The organism is Novosphingobium sp. UBA1939 (genome assembly GCF_002336885.1).
Taxonomy (GTDB): domain Bacteria; phylum Pseudomonadota; class Alphaproteobacteria; order Sphingomonadales; family Sphingomonadaceae; genus Novosphingobium.
The window spans coordinates 42,370-62,241 of record NZ_DDFB01000012.1; the positions used below are offsets into that span (position 1 = coordinate 42,370).

Sequence of the window (19,872 nt, forward strand, 5' to 3'; positions counted from 1 at the left end):
CGCGAAAGAGTCATAACGGATCGATTGAAGGGATCCGTGACCATCGCCGGCAACGAACTCCTGATCTGTGACCTCACGCAAAGCTATGCCCCCCAGGGCGGCGGTGGCATCGGCACGTACCTGCGCGAAAAGCGCGCCCACGTGCTGGAGCATACCGGGCACCGGCTGTTGCAGATCGTGCCGGGCGCCGAGGACCGGGTGGTGGAGAACGGCCGCCATATCTGGGTGGAGATCGGCGCCGATCCGGTGCGGGGCAGCCCCAATTACCGCTTCATCCTGCGCACGGCGGCGGTGCGCGCGGTGCTGGCGCGCTACCAGCCCGATGTGATCGAATCGCTGTGCCCCTGGGTGCTGCCCTGGACCGCGATCGATCACCGCCGCGCGTTCCCGCACACCACACTGGTCGCCGGCTATCACACCGATTTTCCCAATGCCCACGTCTATCGCGTCAGTTCGGAACTGTTCGGCGATTTCGTCGCGCGCGGACTGCGCAAGGTCAGCGCCGGCTATGCCGAAGCGACCTATCGCGAATTCGACCGGGTCTATACTCTGGGGCAGGACATGCGCGCGATGCTGACGTCCTATGGCGTCGAGCATGTGGACGAACTGGCGCTTGGGGTCGATCCGGCGGTGTTCCACCCCGATCGCCGCGATCCCGGATTGCGCGCGCGGCTGGGTCTGGAAGGGCAGGGGCCGCTACTGGTCTATGCCGGGCGGCTGGACAACGAAAAGCGCGCCGACCGGCTGCTGGCGATGTTCCGCGCGCTGCCGGCCGATTGCGGGGCCGCGCTGCTGCTGATCGGCGATGGCAAGCTGCGCGACCGGATGGTGGAGGAAGCGCGCGGGCTGCCCGTGGCGTTTCAGGGCTTCGTCGGCGATCGTGCCGAACTGGCGCGGCTGCTGGCATCGGCCGACATCTATGTCTCCGCCATGGCGGACGAGACCTTCGGCATCTCGGTGCTGGAAGCGCAGGCGAGCGGGTTGCCGGTGGTCGGCGTCGCCTCGGGCGCGATGCTGGAACGGGTCACGCCCGCGCTGGGGCGGCTGGCGCCGGTGGATGACGTGGACGCGATGGCGCGGCTGGTGATCGAGGTCTGGCAGGGCGACTACGCCGCGATGCGCGCCGCCGCGCGGGCACATGTGGTCGACCGGTTCAGCTGGAAAGCCACGTTCGACCGCCTGCTGGGCGAAATCTATCCCCGCGCGACGGACGCCGCCGCCACGCGCGAACAGGCGCTGGCGCAACATGCGCGCCGCTATGCCGCCCGCGCGCTCAACAGCGCGATTGCCGGCATTACCGGCGCGATGAACGGCCGCGCCCGCACGCTGGAGGCGGCGGAGGGTGCCCGCCGCTGGCGGCAGGCCGGCTGATCCGGGCGATGGGGTGCTGCCCACCCCGCTGCGACTAACACCGCCTGCGGCGGCGCAAGTCTCGCTGCCCCTCCCGCAAGCGGGAGGGGATATCCCGAATTCTCCCCTCCCGCTTGCGGGAGGGGTTGGGGGTGGGCTCCTCCAAACCCGAACGGCAAAGGCCGGCGCTTCCCTGCGGAAGCACCGGCCCTTTCGTTCCGGCGTACCGGAAATCAGAATCTGGAAATCAGAACTGGGCGATCGTCTTCACTTCCATGAAGTCCTTGAGGCCGTACTTGCCGCCCTCGCGGCCGTTGCCCGACTGCTTGTAGCCACCGAACGCGCCGCCCTTCACGCCGGCCCAGCCGTTCACCGTGACCAGGCCCGCGCGCAGCTGGCCGACCACGTCGGCGGCCGATTCCGGCGTGCCGCTGACGGTGGCAGACAGGCCGTAGTTGGTCTTGTTGGCCAGATCGATCGCTTCATCGAGGTCGGTATAGGTGGTGATCGTCGCCACCGGGCCGAAGGTTTCCTCCTTGAAGATGGTCATGTCCGGCGTCACGTCGGAAAACACCGTCGGGCGGATGAAGTAGCCGCGGTTGACGTTGTCCGGCAGGCCGGGGCCGCCTTCCAGCAGGTTCGCGCCTTCGGAGATCGAGGCGTCGATCAGGCTCTGCACCTTGCTCCACTGCGCCTTGTTGACCACGGGGCCGATATGCGCGCCTTCGTCAGCCGGGCTGCCGACCTTCACGGCCGCGAAGTAGTTCTTCACGAACGCCTCGGCTTCGGCCTTGCGCGCCGCGGGGACAAGCAGGCGGGTCGGCGCGATGCAGCTCTGGCCGGTGTTGGCAACCACGCCCTGCAGCGTCGGCGGCAGGTGGGTGGCGAAATCGGCGTCTTCGAGCACGAGGTTCGGCGCCTTGCCGCCCAGTTCCTGATGCACGCGCTTGACGGTTTCGGCCGCATTCTTGGCAATCTGGATGCCCGCGCGGGTCGAACCGGTGAAGCTCACCATGTCCACGTCGGGATGCACGGTCAGCGCCACGCCCACGCCGGGGCCATCACCCTGCACGAGGTTGAACACGCCTGCCGGAACGCCGGCCGCGTCCAGCACTTCGGCGAAGATCGCCGCGTTGGTCGGGCATTCTTCCGAAGGCTTGAGCACCACGGTGTTGCCCGCCGCGATGCACGGCGCGATCTTGGCGCAGATCTGGTTGAGCGGCCAGTTCCACGGCGTGATCGCCGCGACCACGCCGACGGGTTCGTGGACCATGCGCGCGTTGGGCGTGCCGGGAATCGCTTCTTCCCATTCGAAGCCGTCCAGCGCTTCCAACGTGCCCAGCATGTAGCCGATGCCCGCGCCAACCTGCGCCGTGCCGGCGAAGCTGACGGGCGCGCCCATTTCCTCGCTGATCGCGGCGGCGAAATCGGGGATCCGCTTCTTGTATTCGGCGATGATGCGTTCCAGCAGAGCCTTGCGCTCGGCCACCGGCGTCTTGCTGAACGTGGTGAAGGCGCGCTTGGCGGCGGCAACGGCCTTGTCGACATCGGCCTGGCTGCCCAGCATCACGACCGCGCAGGGTTCCTCGGTGGCGGGATTGATGACCTCGTGGCGACGGCCGCCCTCGCTGTCGACCCATTTGCCGTCGATATAGTGCTGAAGCCTTTCGCGCATATCTTACTCCCGCTGAAAAAGTTAGTCTTACGAACAATTAGGAAGGCCATCGCAGATTTGCAAGTTTGAGTAGCCGATTGCAACCGTCCGGACGTGCAAAATCGTTGGCGATGGATAGTGCCGCGCTAACCATTTGTTCGGATAGGGCCTCTACCGTCCCGATGCATGGCGATTGGGTATCTGTCACGGGCAACGGCGCTGCGGCGCACGGCGGGCGTGTTGCGCTCCAGTTGGATTGTCGTGGCCACTTTCCTCGCGCTGGTGGCGCTGTCGGTCGCCCTGGTGGCCTCGTTCAGCAACTCGACTCGCATCGCCGACGAACTGGCGCAGAGCGACGAACGCGTCCGAGTCGCGCACTATCTCGACAGCTCGGCCAAACGGATACTCGCGGCGCAGAAGCTGCAGCAGACCTGGGATGACGCCATGCGCCATGCGGTGCTCGGCGACGATCCGGTCTGGACGCGGACCTACCTCGGCTACTTTTTCTGGGGCAGCCAGCGCGCCGATCACGTTTTTCTGGTGCGTGCCGATGGTTCGCTGGTGCGCGGGTGGGAGCGGGGCGAGGATGCGCCCGCCGACCGCTACGCCGGCCTGCAAACGCGTGTTGCCCGCCTGATCGCGCGCACGCGCGGCGAAAGCCGGGACGATGGAGACATCGCGCGGTGGATCACGCTCGAAGACGGCAAGTGGCCGGTCGACCGGCGCGGCTACCCGATGGAGCGCGGGCTTTACGAATTTTCCCGGTACCAGGGGCGGCTGGCGATCATGACCGTCGCCGCGATCATACCCGATTCGCACGTTGACCTGTTGCAGCGCGCTCCCAACTACGTGCTGCTCGTCCGGACCATGGACGAAACCCTGCTGCAGGAACTCAGCCGCGCGGTGCTGCTCGACGATATGCGGGTGAGCGATGGTCCGCCGTCCGCGGACGAGGCGCGCAACGGCACGCCGATCGCCGATCCCAGCGGCCAGACCATCGGCTGGCTCGATTGGGCGGCGCGCCGCCCCGGCGAAGCGATCATCCGGCGGACCGCGCCCCTGCTTTCGGCCTTTATCCTGTTCTTCGTGGGGGTGCTGCTCGGTGGCGTGATGATCGTGCGCCGTCACATGCGCACCACGCGCGAACTGGTGGCGAGCGAAGCGCAAGCCCAGCACAACGCGATGCACGACGCGATGTCGGGCCTGCCCAACCGCGTGCATTACATGCAGCGGCTGCGGCAGGAGCTTTCGGCCTGCATCAACGATCAGCGCCTGGGCGACGTGTTCGTCGCCTATCTCGATATCGACAGCTTCAAGGTCGTCAACGATACGCTGGGGCATCACGTCGGCGACGAACTGGTGCGGCAGGTGGCCATGCGCCTGCGCCGGGCCTTGCCGTCCACCGACTTCCTGTCGCGCTTCGGCGGCGACGAATTCGTGCTGATGCGCCGATCGCCCGGCGGACGCGCTACGGCCGACGAGCTGGGCACGCAGATCATGGATCTGATGCGCGAACCCTTCCTGATTTCCGGCAACACGCTGGAAGTCACCTGCTCGTGCGGGATCAGCTGGGGGCCGGAGCAGAGCGAGGATCCGGGCGAACTGCTGCGCCGCGCCGACATCGCGCTCTATCGCGCCAAGCAGCGCGGCCGCGCGCGCTACCGCCGCTTCACTCGCGATATGGACGCCAGCCTGAAACTGCGGCGTGAAATGGAAATGGAACTGCGCCGCGCCATCGCGCGCGACGAACTGTCGGTGGCGTTCCAGCCGATCATCGGGCTGCCCGATGGCGGCATCCACGGCTTCGAGGCGCTGCTGCGCTGGTACCATCCCGATCGCGGGGAAATCCGGCCGGGCCTGTTCGTGCCCGTGGCGGAACAGGCGGGCCTTATGATCCCGCTGGGCAACTGGGTGCTGCGGCGGGTGTTCAACGAATGCCACGCCTGGCCGTGCGACATCTCGGTCAACCTCTCGCCCTTGCAGATCATGGCCAGCGATTTCCTAGTCACGCTGCGCACCATCCTGGCCGAAACCGGCATGGACCCGCGCCGGGTGGTGCTGGAAGTCACCGAAGGCGTGATGCTGGATCGCAGCGAGCACGTTTTCTCGGTGCTGCGCGAACTCAACGGCATGGGCTTCCGCATCGCGCTCGACGATTTCGGCATCGGCTATTCGAGCCTCAGCTACCTGCGTTCGTTCCAGTTCGACCGGATCAAGATCGACCGGTCGTTCGTGCAGAATGTCGAAGGCGATGTCGACGCCCACTCGATCCTCTGCGCGATCGTCTCGCTCGGCCATACCTTGCGGATGAAGGTCGTGGCCGAAGGCGTCGAAACCGATGTCCAGCGCCAGCTCGTCCAGGCGGCCGGCTGCGAGCTGGTGCAGGGGCACCTGTTCTGGGCCGCGCTCGCGCCGCAGGAGGCGTTCGCGCTGTTGACCCGCGACGCCCAGGAGAGCGCTACGCGGCGGCTCGTCGGGTAAGCACCCGCTTTCAGCCCGCTTCCGGCGCGCGCGTTACCAGCCGGGTTTCGGTCAGCTCGATCACCGGCACTTCCCAGGGATGGGCGCGCAGGATCGCGCCGATCGCGGCATCGATCCGGTCCTGCGGCGCATCGTGCGGCAGGTGGACGGTCAGGATCACGGTGGATGACACCGCGTTTTCATCGGCAGTGCCGGCCGTGGGGCGGGCAGTGGCCGTCGGCGTGAACAGCTCCCAGCCGGGCGCGAGCTCCATGACGCCGCGATAGAGACCGAAATCGCCCAGCGGATTGTCGCCCCGCACGATCGCGAGCATGGCCGCCAGCGCCGGGTCGTCCTCCAGCGCTTGGCGATCGCCCGCGAGCAGGCGTGCCAGGACCGGCTCCGCCACGGGGCAGTGGATGCGCAGGGCGCGGGCAGGGCGGAAATCGTACTGGCGGGCCATCGCCCACCGATAGGCGTTATGGCCGGCGCAGGCCAGTGACACGGGGTGGGCGGCGTGCACCCTTCCAGCCTGCCTCGTGGAGTTTTCCACCCCAAACCCCTCCCGCCAGCGGGAGGGGAACGAGACTTGCGCCGCCGCAGGCGGCGTTAGGCGCAGCGGAGTGGGCTTTCCGCGCTCCGTCTTTGCAAGCGATACAATCGCCAAAGCAAAGGGCGCCCGGACCGAAGTCCGGACGCCCCCTGGTGATCGTGTCCCTTGCGGGCGGCGCGGATCAGGCGCTGTAGTACATGTCGAACTCGACGGCCGACGGCGTGGTTTCCCAGCGCATCACTTCCGGCCACTTCAGTTCGATGTAGGCTTCGATCTGGTCCTTGGTGAACACGCCACCCTGGATCAGGAAGTCGTGGTCGGCGCTCAGCGCGTCCAGCGCTTCGCGCAGCGAACCGCAGACGGTCGGCACGGCGGCGAGTTCTTCCGGCGGCAGATCGTAAAGGTTCTTGTCCATCGCTTCGCCCGGGTGGATCTTGTTCTTGATCCCGTCGAGGCCGGCCATGAGCAGCGCGGCGTAGCACAGGTAGGGGTTGGCCATCGCGTCGGGGAAGCGGAATTCCACGCGCTTGGCCTTGTCGCCGGCGCCATAGGGGATGCGGCACGAAGCCGAACGGTTGCGCGCCGAATAGGCGAGCAGCACGGGGGCTTCATAGCCCGGCACCAGGCGCTTGTAGCTGTTGGTGGTCGGGTTGGTGAAGGCGTTCAGCGCCTTGGCGTGCTTGATCACGCCGCCGATGAAGTACAGGCACATGTCCGACAGGCCGGCATAGCCGTTGCCGGCGAACAGGGGCTTGCCCGCGTCCCAGATCGAGATGTGGGTGTGCATGCCCGAACCGTTGTCGGTCTTGATCGGCTTCGGCATGAACGTGGCGGTCTTGCCATAAGCGTGCGCGACCTGCTGGACCACGTACTTGTACACCTGCATGCGGTCGGCGGTGGTGACGAGCGTGCCGAAGGTCAGGCCCAGTTCGTGCTGCGCCGAGGCCACTTCGTGGTGATGCTTGTCGCAGGGCAGGCCCATCTCGATCATGGTCGAGACCATTTCGCCACGCACATCGACCAGGCTGTCGACCGGGGCGACCGGGAAGTAGCCGCCCTTGGCGCGCGGACGGTGCGCCAGGTTGCCGCCTTCGTAATCCTTGTTCGAATTGGTCGGCAGTTCGATGTCGTCGATCGAGAAGCCGTTGCCGTTGTAGCCGTCGTAGAACTTCACGTCGTCGAACACGAAGAACTCGGCTTCCGGACCGACATAGACGGTATCGCCGATGCCCGAGGACTTGACGAAGGCTTCGGCGCGCTTCGCGGTCGAACGCGGGTCGCGGGCATAGAGTTCGCCGGTCGAGGGTTCGACGATGTCGCAGACCAGGATCATCATCGGCGTCGCGCTGAACGGATCGATGTAGACCGCGTCGAGATCCGGCTTGAGGATCATGTCGGACTCGTTGATGGCCTTCCAGCCTTCGATCGACGAACCGTCGAACATCAGGCCGTCTTCGAGTTCGTCTTCACCCAGGATGGAAGCAACCATGGTCAGGTGCTGCCACTTGCCCTTGGGATCGGTGAAGCGGAGATCGACCCACTCGATTTCCTCGTCCTTGATACGGGCGAGGATGTCCTTTGCACTTGCCATCGCTGGTCCTTCTTCTTGCCCCCCTCATCGGGGCATTCGGGGTGATAGTCTCTTGAAGGCTGACGGTCCCTGAGCCAGCCTCCCAAGAGGGAGCCCGCCCGCCCGGCTCCGTGGCGCCGGGCAGGCGGACAAGCCTGTCAGAAAACCGCCCTGTCAGAGGGCGGCGTCATCGCGTTCGCCGGTGCGGATGCGCAGCACGCCTTCCACGGGGATCACGAAAATCTTGCCATCGCCGATGCGGCCGGTCTGCGCGGCGGCGGCGATCGCCTCCACCACCCGGTCGACCAGGGCGTCTGCCACCACGACTTCGAGCTTCACTTTCGGCAGAAAGTCCACGACGTATTCGGCGCCGCGATAAAGTTCGGTATGGCCCTTCTGGCGCCCGAAACCTTTGGCTTCCGTGACTGTAATACCCGAAACGCCGATTTCGTGGAGCGCTTCCTTCACTTCATCGAGCTTGAAGGGCTTGATGATCGCCTCGACCTTTTTCACGTCGTTCAGACCCCTGCAACACGGGCCAAACTCCAAGCGACACGATCTGCGACCTTGTTCGCGCCAGAGTCCGGCGGTTGTCCCTGTGACACGGTACTAACAAGAATCGTGCCACGCGCTGTTTGATTGCACTAGGCCATCGCCGCAGGGCGGGAAAGCGGGAAAATCGGGGGGTGGCGAAAGAATTGAATCGGCAGCCCGCGGGCAACATTTTGCAAGTTGCGCGCGGTTGATCGAAAGATGCATAAAATTTGCGCAGCCCTGCTTAAAAAGCAGGCAGGCCGACCGCCCGAAGCGACCTTCAGGCCGAATAGGGCGGTCGGTGAAGTCCCTTCGGGCTGGCCGTGAAAATCTCGCAGCCATCCTCGGTGATGCCGATGGAGTGTTCGAACTGCGCCGAAAGCGAACGGTCGCGCGTCACCGCCGTCCAGCCGTCGTCGAGAATCTTCACGGCGGGCTTGCCCAGGTTGATCATCGGCTCGATCGTGAAGAACATGCCGGGGCGCAGTTCGGGGCCGGTGCCGGGGCGGCCGACATGGACCACTTCCGGCGCGTCGTGGAACAGGCGGCCCAGCCCGTGTCCGCAGAAGTCGCGCACCACGCCATAGCGCTGCCGTTCGGCATGGGCCTGGATCGCCGCGCCGATATCGCCCAGCCGCGCGCCGGGCCTGGCGTGTTCGATGCCGATCATCAGGCATTCGTAAGTCACGTCAACCAGCCGCCGCGCCTTCAGTGGCACGTCGCCGACCAGGTACATGCGGCTGGAATCGCCATGCCAGCCGTCCAGCAGCGGGGTCACGTCGATATTGACGATATCGCCGTCCTTCAGCGTCTTGTCCGAAGGGATGCCGTGGCACACGACATGGTTGATCGAGATGCAGCAAGAATGCGCATAGCCGCGATAGCCCATCGTGGCGGGCACGGCGCCGGCGTCCAGCGTCATCTGCCGCACCACGTCGTCCAGCGCAGCCGTGGCCACGCCCGGCTGCACCAGCGGGGCCAGCGCGTCGAGGATTTCGGCTGCAAGGCGGCCGGCCTTGCGCATGCCCTCGAACCCGGCCGGGCCATGAAGCTTGATGGTCCCGTCGCGCGGGAGGACTTCGGTATCGTCTGCGATCACATACTGGGTCATGCGGGCTATATAGCGCGTGTCCCGCGAAAATGCGAGATCATCGCGTCCTGAATGCGGCCCGGTATTCCGGCTTCACCGCGGCAAGCACCGCGCTCGTCACCGGGACGGTCACTTCATACGAGCCTTCGGCATAGGGGCCGGCATCGTATGGCGCCACCAGCACGCCGATGCGGTCGAAGCCCTGCTTGCCGGCCGACCCCAGGATCACCGTCTCGCCCACCGGATCGATGCAGGCGTCGAATTCGGAATCGCTGTTCGCGGGCACAGGTTCGCCGCGCTTCTTCGCGCGCTGGCGGTTGAGTTCGGCGCAGAACGGCTGGCGGATCGCCTGCGACAGCGCGGCTTTCGAGGTGAACAGGTCTGCCACGCCACGGCGCTGCCCGGCGGCCTTGTCCCACAAAACCGTGTCATAGACGTAGTTCGGGTGTGCGCCGCCCGAATAGCTGCCCACGATCGTCGACAGGCTCAGCCAGCCGGGCAGGTCGGTTACGACCTTCCAGTCGAGCGAAAGCGAATGGGCGTGGAAGGGATAGTCGTTCGCCTTGGCTTCCTTGCGGTCGTCGCTGGCTTCGTTGATCAGGCCCTGCTTCTTCTCGATCAGGTCCTTGTCGAGCTGGTCGCGCAGCGCCGGGATCGCGCCGGCCGCCGCCGGATAGGCATAGTCGAACTCGTAGAGATCGTTGTTTTCGGAAACCTTGCGCGCCACGGCCGGCATGGGCTGGGGCGGGGCGGGCGGCGCCGGGGGGGCGGTCAGCGCGTGCGACGAGGAGGCCTCCGCGCCCGGCTGCGTGGCCGGTGCCGGTTTGCTGCACGCGCCCGTCGCCAGCATCGCGCCGAACAGGACGGGGGCGATGGACAGGGTCGTGATCGAAACGGCAACCGGGTGCTTCATCGCAATTTCCTCTCGCGCTTGCCGCACGGCTGCGGCAAGGTCCGCAGCAACATGAACGACCGCACGCCCTTGAACCAGCCCACATTGATCCAACCTGACCGGGGACAGGCCGCCACCGCGCTCCACCTCGTCGACAAGGCCTCCTTCGCCGCATGGCAGAAGGCGCGCTCCCCCGGCCAGCGCGCGATCCTGGCCGCGCAGAAGTTCGAAGGCACGGCCGGCGAAGTCGCGATCCTGCCCGATGGCGATGGCTGGTTCGCGGCCGGCGGCGTTGCCGATGGCGCGGCGCTCACCAGCTGGTGCCTGGCGAAGCTCGCCGAAACCCTGCCCGGCGGCACGTACCGGCTGGCGAACGGAGAGGCTGGCAAGGCGCTGCACGGCTGGGTCACCGGCCAGTACCGTTTCGACCGCTACCGCAAGGACGCCAGTGGCGGCGAACCGCGCGTGCTGCTGACCAAGGATGCCAAGGCGATCGATCCGGCGCTGGCCGAGGCGGCGGCGGTCACCATGGTGCGCGATCTGGTCAACACGCCCGCCGAAGACATGGGGCCGGCGCAGCTCGAAGCCGAGGCGCGGGCGCTCGCCAAGGCGCATCACGCGCAGATCCACGTCTTCGCCGGGGATGTGCTGGAGCGCGACTACCCGATGGTCCATGCCGTCGGCCGCGCCGCCGCGCGCAGCCATGCCCCGCGCCTGATCGAGCTGGTCTGGGGCGACCCCAAGCATCCGCGCGTTGCCGTGGTGGGCAAGGGCGTGTGCTTCGATTCGGGCGGGCTGGACATCAAGCCGTCCTCGGGCATGGCGCTGATGAAGAAGGACATGGGCGGTGCCGCGCACGCGCTGGCGCTGGCCGGTCTGATCATGCAAGCCGGTCTCAGGATAAACCTGCATCTTCTTGTTCCAGCGGTGGAAAACGCGATTTCCGGCAACGCCTTCCGGCCCGGCGACATTCTGCGCACGCGGCAGGGGATGAGCGTGGAGATCACCAACACCGATGCGGAAGGGCGGCTGGTGCTGGGCGATGCGCTGGCGCGCGCCAGCGAGGACAAGCCCGAACTCGTGATCGATTTCGCCACGCTGACCGGCGCGGCCCGCGTCGCGCTGGGGCCGGACTTGCCCGCGATGTTCGCGCGGCAGGACGGCACGGCCGAGGCCCTGTTGCGCGCCGGGCTGGAGCGCGACGATCCGTGCTGGCGCCTGCCGCTGCACGATGGCTATCGCGAATACCTGAAGTCCGATGTGGCCGACATCATGAACAGCCACGCCAATGGTTTCGCCGGATCGAGCGTCGCCGCGCTGTTCCTCGATCGCTTCGTGGGCGAGGGGATCGACTGGGTGCATTTCGATACTTTCGCGTGGCGTCCGGCGGCTAAGCCGGGGCGGCCCAAGGGGGGCGAGGCGCTGGGCCTGCGTGCGGCCTGGGGGCTGCTGCTCGACCGCTATGGCCAGCCGGCGTAGCGCGTCCGACGGACCGGAGCGGAAGGGCCAGCCCTTGAATGAGGGGGCCGGGCCGTATAAGCGCGCGCTTTTCCGCTTCCGGGGACATGCCGAATTGACCATCGAGTCCGCCTTGATCGACCAGTCCGCCCTTTCGGGCGATGCCGTGCCCGCCGAACAGCTCGCGCTGTCAGGCCCGGTGCCGCGCCTGGAAGCGGACCATATCCCGGTGCGAGGCGATCTGGCGCACATCCGTCTGGCGGGAAAAGTCTTCGTGCCGCACTATTCGGTGCCGCTGCCGCGCGTGATCGCGGCGGGCGGAACCGAGCTGCGCCGCGCCGGGCGTGACGATGCCGATGTGATGGCGCCGCTGGATGCGGGCACCGTATTCAACGTGCTCGACATGGCGGGCAACTGGGCCTGGGGGCAGGTCGGCGTGGACGGGCTGGTCGGCTACGTTCCGCTGGCCGCGCTGGCGGAGCCGGGCGCGTGACCACCTCCGTCTTCATCGATGGCGCGGCGGGCACGACCGGCCTCGAGATCGCCGATCGGTTGGCCGACCGGCCCGAATTCACCCTGATCGCGCTGGACGAGGCGCGCCGCAAGGATGATGCCGCGCGGGCCGAGGCGATCAACGCTGCCGATGTCGTGATCCTGTGCTTGCCCGATGACGCGGCGAAGGCGGCCGTGGCGATGATCGCCAACGACCGCACCCGCGTGATCGATGCCTCCACCGCACACCGCGTGGCGGAAGGGTGGACTTATGGGCTGCCCGAGATCGTCGGGCGCGAAGCGGTCGCCAATGCCAAGCGCATTTCCAATCCGGGCTGCTACCCCACCGGCTTCATCGCGCTGGTCGCGCCGCTGGTGCGCGCGGGCCTGCTGCCTGCGGCGTGGCCTTATAGCTGCAACGCCGTGTCCGGCTATTCGGGCGGCGGCAANNGAAATGCAGCAATACGCGCACCTCGCCATCGCGCCGCTGTTCAGCCCGGCGGTGGTGCCGGCGCATCGCGGCATGATCGTGGAAGTGCCGCTGCCGCTGTCGATCATTCCCGGCAACCCCGCGCCCGATCTGCTGCGCGCGGCGCTGACGCAGTTCTACGCCGGCTCGCCCATCATCACGGTGGCGCAGGAGCCGCCGGCGGACGGCGAACTGCTGTTGCGCGGATCGATGGAGCCGTGGGACGGGCTGGAACTGCACGTCATCGCCAGCGCCGACGGCGCACAGGCGCGGCTGGTGGCGCGACTCGACAATCTTGGCAAGGGCGCCAGCGGCGCGGCGGTGCAAAGCCTCAACCTGATCGCCGGCCTCGAAGAGACGGCGGGCCTGCGCCTGTAGGGGCGTCCGCCTGCCCGTCATCCCATTCCCCCGTCATCCCGGCGAAAGCTGGGATCTCAGGCGGCCGGGCCGAACCTATCAGGGGTTTCCATCAACGGCCCGAGATCCCGGCCTGCGCCGGGATGACGGTTGGTACTCAGTCTTCCGGCGCGATGGTGATCTTCAGGCCTTCCAGTTCGCCGGTGATCTGGATCTGGCAGGACAGGCGCGACTGGTCGTTGCGGTGGTCCGAGCTGTCGAGCAGGTCGTTCTCGTCTTCGCTCATCGGCGCGATCTTGCCGGCGAAGGCGGGGTCGACATAGACGTGGCAGGTCGCGCACGAGCAGCAGCCGCCGCACAGCGCCAGCAGTTCGTCGAAACCGTTGTCGCGGATCGCTTCCATCACCGAAAGGCCGGCGTCGGCGTCCACGGTCTTTTCTTCACCAGCACGATTGACAACGACAATCTTGGGCATCGCTTGCGTCTCCGTTCAGGGACGGAATCCGCCCCCTGTTCCCGATTGGAAGCGGCTGCTAATGAGTGCCCCCGGCTTTGGCAAGCCGGTCTGCGCGAAAGGATGGAACGCCCGATGGGTTTGACTGCCGATGCCATTGCCACCGGGCTCGATCACATCGCCGCGCGTTCGCCCCGGATTGCGACCGCGCTTGGCCGCGTCGGCTATCCGGAACTGCGCATCCGCGCCACCGGCTACCGCACCTTGCTGCGCACCATCGTCGGCCAGCAGGTCAGCGTTTCGGCGGCGGCGTCGGTCTGGGCCAAGCTGGAGGCGCTGCTGGGCGACGACATGCCGCCGCACGATCTGCTCGCCGCCGATTTCGACGCGCTGCGCGCCTGCGGCCTGTCGCGCCAGAAGCAGGGCTATGCCCGGTCGCTGTGCGAACTGGTTGTGTCCGGCGCGCTCGATCTCGAAAACCTGCCGGCGGATGACGAGGAGGCGATCGCCGAACTCGTGCGGATCAAGGGCATCGGCCGCTGGTCCGCCGAAATCTATCTGCTGTTCGCGGAAGGGCGGCCCGACATCTGGCCGGCGGGCGATCTGGCGGTGCAGGTCGGCCTCGGCAAGCTGCTGGGGCTGGAGGAGCGGCCCGACGAAAAAAGCACCCGCGCCCTGGCCGAGGACTGGCGTCCCCATCGCGGCGCGGCGGCGATCTTCACATGGCACTGCTACAACAACCCCGCGCTCTGACCGCTCGCATCTTGTAAGTTCGCCGCCGCTGTAGGATGAGTTGCGCATAACAACGCAATTTGAACGGCCAATTACGGAGGGGCTTGGGCATTCATGGCACGCAAGGCAATCTTCATCACCGGCGGCGCATCGGGCATCGGCCGCGCCGTGGCGCAGCGGTTCGGGCGCGAAGGCTGGTTCGTGGGTATCGCCGATATCAACGAGGCGGGCATGGCGGAAACCGCCGCGCTCCTGCCGGCGGGTGCCAGTTCGATCCACAAGCTCGACGTGCGCGATCGCGCTGCGTGGGATGCGGCGCTGGCCGATTTCGCGCGCGCCGCCGGGGGCGGTATCGACGTGGTGTTCAACAATGCCGGCATCCCCATCGGCGGGCAGCTCGCCGACCTGGGCGTGGACGAGGTCGAGCGCACGCTCGACATCAATCTCAAGGGCGTGATCTTCGGGGCGCAGGCCGCCTATCCCTGGCTCAAGCGGAGCGCGCCGGGAAGCTGCCTGCTCAACACTGCCAGCGCGGCCGGCATCTATGGCACGCCCGGCGCCTCGGTCTATACCGCCACCAAGTTCGGAGTGCGCGGGCTAACCGAATCGCTCGATGCCGAATGGGCGCCCGACGGCATCGAGGTCCGCGATCTGATGCCCGGCTTCATCGATACGCCATTGCTCGATCACGCACCGAACCGGGCCTCGAACGAGGATATTCGCGGCCGTGTCAAGGAAGCCGGGCTGGAAATCACGCCGGTTTCGCAAGTGGCGGACGCGGCATGGGCGGCCATCCACGGCCAGACGCTGCACACGCTGGTCGGCGCTACCGCGCGCAAGCTGGCCTTCGGGGCGCGCTGGCTGCCCGGCCGCGTGCGCAAGCAGGGCAGGGCCAGCCTCCGGCCGCTGGGGGGCTAGTCGAAGCTCGTGTTGTCCGGCTGCGCCATCAAGGCTTTGCGGCGCAGCAGGAAGATCACTGCAACGACCGGCAGCGAAAATGACAGCATCCACGCTTCAAACGGGGAGGTCTTTAACGCCGCGCTGCCGAGCAGGAAAAAGCCGAGCGGCCGGAAGGACCATGCGCCGGTCGACCAGTTGAGCGTGAACTGACCGAAGCCGACCGCAGATCCCACCGCCCAAAGCCAACGCCGCCTTATACCCTTGGTGCGGGCAATGAGGATCAGCGCGGACACGATGGTTATTGTCGAGAGCGCCATTGCGGCGAGCCACAGGTAACTTGTAACGCTCTTCCCACTGAGCGCGAAGTCGCCCCCGGTTGTTGGCTGATGGTCGTATGGCGCTGCATACCAACCGACGACTTGCGGACTACCCGGCGCCGTTTTCAGTACGATTTGAATCACCGCCCATTTGGAGGCGGCACCGAACTCGTAGTTGAGCGCCTTCTGCGTCTGAGAGACGCCGTTCAGCGAATTGGTATGGACGGAGACGGTCACCAGGTGGAGATTGGCTGCCTTTGGTATGCTAGGCTGGAGTTGGCGGGCAATCGCCAGCGTCTCGGCATACAACTGCGGTTCGACACTGGCTTTTACGGTCTCGAGCCGCCCCGATTGCAGTGCGACGATGAACGAGGATGCGGCGGCTTTCTCCTGCGGTGTCGCCAGCGTATCATTCAGCTTGTCTTGCGAACAGCCTGCAAGCAGCAGGCTCAGGACCAACAGAATGATGCGCACGCCAAGCCCCCGTGCTCGAACTGGAAATTAATGCTTAGCTGGAACGATTTGCAGCAGCAATTGTGACACGCATCCAGATTGACCGCACCGGCTCACACACCGAACCCCTCGATCACCGTCGCCAGCGCTACATCGCGCGTGCTCAGGCCACCGGCGTCGTGCGTGGTCAGCGTGATGTCCACGCGGTTGTACACGTTGAACCATTCGGGGTGGTGATCCGCCTTTTCGGCATGGATCGCCACGCGCGCCATGAAGCCGAAGGCCTCGGCGAAATCGGCGAAGCGGAAGGTCTTGACGATGGCGAGGCCGTCCTCGCGCAGCGCCCAGCCGGGCAGGCGGGCCAGGGCTTCGTCGCGTTCGGCGTCGGTCAGGCGGGCAATCGACATCTGGCTCTCCTTGGCAGTTGCCGCGCTTTCCCCTATCGAGCCGGTCCATGCAAGCCTGCCATCTCGCTGCCCGTGACATCGCCTGCCGGCGCGGCGACCGGTTGCTGTTCAAGGGGCTGTCGTTCGCGTTGCAGGGGGGCGAGGCGCTGCACCTTGCCGGGCCGAACGGCATCGGCAAGTCCAGCCTGATCCGCATCCTTGCGGGGCTGTTGCGCCCCTTCGCCGGCGCGGTAGAGCGCGAGGGTGCGCTGGCGCTGTCGGACGAACGGCTCGCGCTGGACGGGCACCAGCCGTTGGGCGCGGCGCTGGCGTTCTGGCGACGGATCGACGGCAGCGGGGACGAGGGCGCGGATTTCGGCCTTGAAGACCTGCTCGACGTGCCCGTGCGCTACTTGTCCACCGGCCAGCGCAAGCGCGCCGCGCTCGCCCGCGTCGCCGCCAGCCATGCCGCGATCTGGCTGCTCGACGAACCGCTCAACGGGCTGGACACGCAATGGGCCGCCGTGGCGCAGGAGCGCATCGCCGCGCATCTTGCGGGCGGCGGCGCGGTGGTGATCGCCTCGCACCAGCCGCTCGCGCTCGCCGGGGTGCGACAGCTGGCGCTGCGGGATTACGTCGCATGATCGCGCGTCTCTGGCCGATCTTCACGCGCGATCTGGCGCTGCTGCTGCGCGGCGCGCAGGGGCGGGGCGGGGCGGTGCTGCCGCTGCTGTTCTTCCTCGCGGTGGCCATGCTGTTTCCCTTCGCGGTGGGGCCGGACGCGCGGCTGCTCGGCCGCACCGGCGCGGGCGTGATCTGGGTGGCGGCGTTGCTCGCCGCGATCCTCCCGCTCGACCGGCTGGTGGAACCGGACCTCGAGGCGGGTTTCTTTGATCAATGGGCCTTGCGCGGCATTGCCGAAGAGGCGCTGCTGCTGGTGCGGATCATCGCCCACTGGATCAGCTTCGGGGTGCCGCTGCTGCTCGCCGCGCCGCTTTCCGCCGGGCTGCTTTCGCTCGATGCCGGGCAGTTGCGCGTGGTCGAACTGGGGCTGCTGCTGGGCACGCCGGGGTTGGCCGCGATCGGCGTGACCATCGCCGCGCTTACCGCCGGCTTGCGCGCGGGTGCGGCGCTGGGGGGGCTGCTGGCGATCCCGCTGGCGGTGCCGCTGCTGATCTTCGGCGCGGGCTCGCTCCAGCCGGGTGGGGAGGGTGGCCTGCTCCTGCTCGCCGCGACAAGCCTGGCCGCGCTGGCCATCGCGCCCTTCGCCGGGGGGGCGGCCATCCGCGCCGGACGGGAATAAAGCGGTCCGGAACGACCGGTCGAAAGCGGGATTTGTCGCGGACCAAGCCGCAAACGGATTGCGGAACGCACACGGGCCGCCTAACTCCTTGACCATGACCGTACCCGTCCTTCTTCCCGACACGCTTTCGCTCATCGGCAACACTCCGCTCGTCCGGCTCAAGGGGCCAAGCGACGCGGCGGGGTGTGACATCTTCGGCAAGTGCGAATTCGCCAACCCCGGCGCGTCGGTGAAGGACCGGGCCGCGCTGTGGATCGTGCGTGATGCCGAGGAGAAGGGCCTACTCCAGCCCGGCGGCACGATCGTGGAAGGCACGGCGGGCAACACCGGCATCGGCCTCGCGCTCGTCGCCAACGCGCTCGGCTACAAGACCGTGATCGTCATGCCCGAAACGCAATCGCGCGAGAAGATGGACACGCTGCGCGCTCTGCGCGCCGAACTCGTGCTCGTTCCCGCCGCGCCGTTTTCCAATCCCGGCCACTTCGTCCACACCTCGCGCCGCATCGCCGAGGAGACCGAAGGCGCGATCTGGGCAAACCAGTTCGACAACATCGCCAACCGCCGCGCGCACATCGAAAGCACCGCGCCCGAAATCTGGGAGCAGATGGAGCACCGCATCGACGGCTTTACCTGCGCGGCGGGCACCGGCGGCACGATCGCCGGCACCAGTCTGGGCCTCAAGGCGTTCGATGAGGACATCACGATCGCGCTCACCGATCCGCACGGCGCGGCGCTTTACAACTACTACGCCTGCGGCGAGTTGAAGGCCGAAGGGTCGTCGGTGGCCGAAGGGATCGGGCAGGGGCGCATCACCGCCAACCTCGAAGGCGCGCCGATCGATACCCAGTTCCGCATCTCGGACGAGGAAGGCCTGCTGTGGGTCAGCCGCTTGCTGGCCGAGGAAGGGCTGTGCCTTGGCCTGTCGAGCGGGATCAACGTGGCCGGCGCAGTGGCGCTGGGGCGCAAGCTGGTGGCGGAAGGGCGGCCGCACCCGCGCGTGGCCACGATCCTGTGCGATACCGGCTTCCGCTACCTGTCCTCGCTCTACAACCCGGAATGGCTGAAGGCGAAGAATCTGCCGGTATTTCCATGGCTGCAACAATAGGATAATCTGCCCGGGATGGCTCTGTTCGGCTTCCCTTCGCGTCGATCCGGCCGCGCCGCGCAATCCGCGCCGGGCGCGGGCCATGGCGCGGCGCAGGCGGGCGGCATGGCGAAGGCGCCCATTCACCACGTTCCGCCCACTCCGCGCGAGCTGCGCGCGCAAGTGGTCCACCGGCTCCAGATCGGGCTGTTCGGGCTGGCGGCGATGCTGCTGCTCGTAGGCCTGGCCAACGTCATTCTCGATCGCGCCTACATGGCCGATGCTTCGGCCGTGGCCGATCCCGACGCGTCCGCATCGGCCAGCACCACGCCGGCGAACGATCCGCTGGTCGACATGGGTGTGACGCCGGAACTGCCCGCGGCCAACCGTCCGGCCGACAAGACGGCGCCCGCCGCCGCGCCCCAGCACTGATTTCCGTCGCGCGCACGGCTGTATCGCGCCGGTGGCGCTTCGGTGCGGCGCTGCTGGCCTGCGCGCTGGTGGTGGGCGCGGCTGTGGCGTGGAAATCCAGCGGCTCGCGCGCGGTCTCCGCGCAGGAGCGACCGCGCCTGATGCTGTTCACCAGCCTGCCGATCCTGTGGAACGAAACGCCGGACCTGGCCGCCATGCTTCGCGCCGATGCGCCGCCGCACTGGGCGCGCCGCGCGCTGGAAGCGCGCTACACGCTCGTCGCGCGCGATACGCTGCTGGCCCCGCCGCTGGACGCACGCTTCCTGCTGCTGGCGCAACCCCGTCCGCTCGCGCCGCAGGAGAATGTCGCGCTGGATGACTGGGTGCGGGCGGGGGGGCGTCTGCTGCTGTTCGCCGATCCTATGCTCACGGCGGACAGCACCTATGCGCTGGGCGACCGCCGCCGCCCGCAGGACATCGTGCTGCTTTCGCCCATTCTCGCGCGTTGGGGGCTGGAACTGCGCTTCGACGAGGATCAGCCGGCGGGCGAGCATGACGCGGCGCGGGAAAGCGCGGGCGCTGCGCTTCCCGTCAATCTGCCCGGGCAGTTCGCGCCGCGCCCGGGCGGGCATGACGCGCGATGCGCGATCGTGCGCGAAGGGCTGGTCGCGCGCTGCCGGATCGGGCGGGGCCGTGCGCTCATCGTGGCCGATGCCGCGCTGTTCGAACCCTCCGACGCCGACGGAAAGCGCGCGGCGGCGCTGGATTCGTTGCTGGAAGACGCGTTCGCGGGCTGAGCCGGCGACTCCACGGGAAAATACGGGAAAGGCGGAGGGGCTTAGGTGCGGAGTCGCAAGAGTCCCGCATTTTTCGGGCGTTTCCAGACAGAAACAAACCAAGTACAACGTGCAACATTGCGATGAAGCGTGTGGAAAAAGTGCTTGGGATTCAGG

The 19,872-nt window shown here is 67.3% G+C and carries 20 protein-coding genes and 1 pseudogene; 12 read left to right on the plus strand and 9 right to left on the minus strand.

What is annotated here, in order from left to right; genetic code table 11:
* The first annotated feature begins 36 nt into the window (after positions 1-36).
* Entirely contained in the window at positions 37-1,371 is a 1,335-nt protein-coding gene (locus tag B3547_RS02110; RefSeq protein WP_292959784.1) for a glycosyltransferase, read from the plus strand.
* A gap of 226 nt (positions 1,372-1,597) precedes the next feature.
* Here B3547_RS02110 and B3547_RS02115 read toward each other — a convergent pair whose 3' ends face one another.
* Positions 1,598-3,025: an aldehyde dehydrogenase family protein gene (locus B3547_RS02115; RefSeq protein ID WP_292959785.1), complete on the minus strand. Its 1,428-nt coding sequence runs from the start codon at positions 3,023-3,025 to the stop codon at positions 1,598-1,600.
* A 165-nt stretch (positions 3,026-3,190) separates the two neighbouring features.
* Here B3547_RS02115 and B3547_RS02120 point away from each other — a divergent pair, with 165 nt between their 5' ends.
* Positions 3,191-5,485: a putative bifunctional diguanylate cyclase/phosphodiesterase gene (locus B3547_RS02120; protein WP_292959786.1), complete on the plus strand. Its 2,295-nt coding sequence runs from the start codon at positions 3,191-3,193 to the stop codon at positions 5,483-5,485.
* A gap of 10 nt (positions 5,486-5,495) precedes the next feature.
* On the opposite strand, the gene B3547_RS02125 is transcribed toward B3547_RS02120, so the two are convergent.
* From B3547_RS02125 to B3547_RS02145, 5 genes are all read right to left on the minus strand, one after another.
* Positions 5,496-5,987 carry a hypothetical protein gene (locus B3547_RS02125; protein WP_292959787.1) on the minus strand — a complete coding sequence of 164 codons (492 nt, stop codon included), beginning with the start codon at positions 5,985-5,987 and terminating at the stop codon, positions 5,496-5,498.
* A 211-nt stretch (positions 5,988-6,198) separates the two neighbouring features.
* The gene (gene glnA, locus B3547_RS02130; protein WP_124809002.1) at positions 6,199-7,608 is read right to left on the minus strand and encodes a type I glutamate--ammonia ligase; all 1,410 of its coding nucleotides are present in this window, start codon (positions 7,606-7,608) and stop codon (positions 6,199-6,201) included.
* Between the two features lie 153 nt (positions 7,609-7,761).
* Positions 7,762-8,100, minus strand: coding sequence for a P-II family nitrogen regulator (locus tag B3547_RS02135; protein ID WP_124809003.1), 339 nt, complete (start codon positions 8,098-8,100; stop codon positions 7,762-7,764).
* A gap of 301 nt (positions 8,101-8,401) precedes the next feature.
* Positions 8,402-9,232, minus strand: coding sequence for a type I methionyl aminopeptidase (gene map, locus B3547_RS02140; RefSeq protein WP_292959788.1), 831 nt, complete (start codon positions 9,230-9,232; stop codon positions 8,402-8,404).
* A 37-nt stretch (positions 9,233-9,269) separates the two neighbouring features.
* A complete protein-coding gene (locus B3547_RS02145; protein WP_292959789.1) occupies positions 9,270-10,124 on the minus strand; it encodes a DUF4163 domain-containing protein in 855 nt (284 codons plus the stop codon).
* 51 nt (positions 10,125-10,175) lie between these two features.
* Here B3547_RS02145 and B3547_RS02150 point away from each other — a divergent pair, with 51 nt between their 5' ends.
* The 3 genes and pseudogenes from B3547_RS02150 (at position 10,176) to B3547_RS02160 (ending at position 12,900) form a co-directional block, all read left to right on the plus strand.
* Positions 10,176-11,582, plus strand: a complete 1,407-nt coding sequence (locus B3547_RS02150; RefSeq protein WP_194921197.1) for a leucyl aminopeptidase family protein — start codon at positions 10,176-10,178, stop codon at positions 11,580-11,582.
* Positions 11,583-11,676: 94 nt separating this feature from the next.
* Entirely contained in the window at positions 11,677-12,054 is a 378-nt protein-coding gene (locus B3547_RS02155) for an SH3 domain-containing protein (protein ID WP_349676466.1), read from the plus strand.
* Positions 12,051-12,900 (plus strand): annotated as a pseudogene (locus tag B3547_RS02160) (N-acetyl-gamma-glutamyl-phosphate reductase). The gene B3547_RS02155 and the pseudogene B3547_RS02160 overlap by 4 nt, the downstream one beginning before the upstream one ends.
* 136 nt (positions 12,901-13,036) lie before the next feature.
* On the opposite strand, the gene B3547_RS02165 reads toward B3547_RS02160, so the two are convergent.
* Positions 13,037-13,354, minus strand: a complete 318-nt coding sequence (locus B3547_RS02165; RefSeq protein ID WP_124809006.1) for a 2Fe-2S iron-sulfur cluster-binding protein — start codon at positions 13,352-13,354, stop codon at positions 13,037-13,039.
* Positions 13,355-13,468: 114 nt separating this feature from the next.
* Between B3547_RS02165 and B3547_RS02170 the strand changes: the two genes are divergently transcribed.
* Together B3547_RS02170 and B3547_RS02175 are read left to right on the plus strand one after the other, a co-directional pair.
* Positions 13,469-14,086 carry a DNA-3-methyladenine glycosylase family protein gene (locus B3547_RS02170; protein ID WP_292959790.1) on the plus strand — a complete coding sequence of 206 codons (618 nt, stop codon included), beginning with the start codon at positions 13,469-13,471 and terminating at the stop codon, positions 14,084-14,086.
* A 93-nt stretch (positions 14,087-14,179) separates the two neighbouring features.
* Positions 14,180-14,983 (plus strand): SDR family oxidoreductase, encoded by an 804-nt coding sequence (locus B3547_RS02175; RefSeq protein WP_124809008.1) that lies wholly within the window; start codon positions 14,180-14,182, stop codon positions 14,981-14,983.
* On the opposite strand, the gene B3547_RS02180 is transcribed toward B3547_RS02175, so the two are convergent.
* Both B3547_RS02180 and B3547_RS02185 read right to left on the minus strand, forming a co-directional pair.
* The gene (locus tag B3547_RS02180; protein WP_292959791.1) at positions 14,980-15,756 is read right to left on the minus strand and encodes a hypothetical protein; all 777 of its coding nucleotides are present in this window, start codon (positions 15,754-15,756) and stop codon (positions 14,980-14,982) included. The two genes, B3547_RS02175 and B3547_RS02180, sit on opposite strands and share 4 nt — an antisense overlap.
* A gap of 92 nt (positions 15,757-15,848) precedes the next feature.
* Positions 15,849-16,178: a 4a-hydroxytetrahydrobiopterin dehydratase gene (locus B3547_RS02185; RefSeq protein ID WP_292959815.1), complete on the minus strand. Its 330-nt coding sequence runs from the start codon at positions 16,176-16,178 to the stop codon at positions 15,849-15,851.
* A gap of 11 nt (positions 16,179-16,189) precedes the next feature.
* On the opposite strand from B3547_RS02185, the gene ccmA reads away from it, so the two are divergent.
* The 5 genes from ccmA (at position 16,190) to B3547_RS02210 (ending at position 19,716) form a co-directional block, all read left to right on the plus strand.
* On the plus strand, positions 16,190-16,765 hold the full coding sequence (ccmA, locus tag B3547_RS02190; protein ID WP_292959792.1) for a heme ABC exporter ATP-binding protein CcmA: 576 nt from the start codon (positions 16,190-16,192) through the stop codon (positions 16,763-16,765).
* Complete coding sequence (gene ccmB, locus B3547_RS02195; RefSeq protein WP_124809011.1) at positions 16,762-17,424, plus strand: heme exporter protein CcmB; 663 nt, start codon at positions 16,762-16,764, stop codon at positions 17,422-17,424. The genes ccmA and ccmB overlap by 4 nt, the downstream gene beginning before the upstream one ends.
* 94 nt (positions 17,425-17,518) lie before the next feature.
* Positions 17,519-18,529, plus strand: coding sequence for a cysteine synthase A (locus B3547_RS02200; RefSeq protein WP_194918297.1), 1,011 nt, complete (start codon positions 17,519-17,521; stop codon positions 18,527-18,529).
* A 15-nt stretch (positions 18,530-18,544) separates the two neighbouring features.
* Positions 18,545-18,940 carry a hypothetical protein gene (locus B3547_RS02205; protein WP_414690479.1) on the plus strand — a complete coding sequence of 132 codons (396 nt, stop codon included), beginning with the start codon at positions 18,545-18,547 and terminating at the stop codon, positions 18,938-18,940.
* A gap of 140 nt (positions 18,941-19,080) precedes the next feature.
* Positions 19,081-19,716, plus strand: coding sequence for an ABC transporter (locus tag B3547_RS02210; protein ID WP_292959793.1), 636 nt, complete (start codon positions 19,081-19,083; stop codon positions 19,714-19,716).
* Positions 19,717-19,872 lie beyond the last annotated feature (156 nt).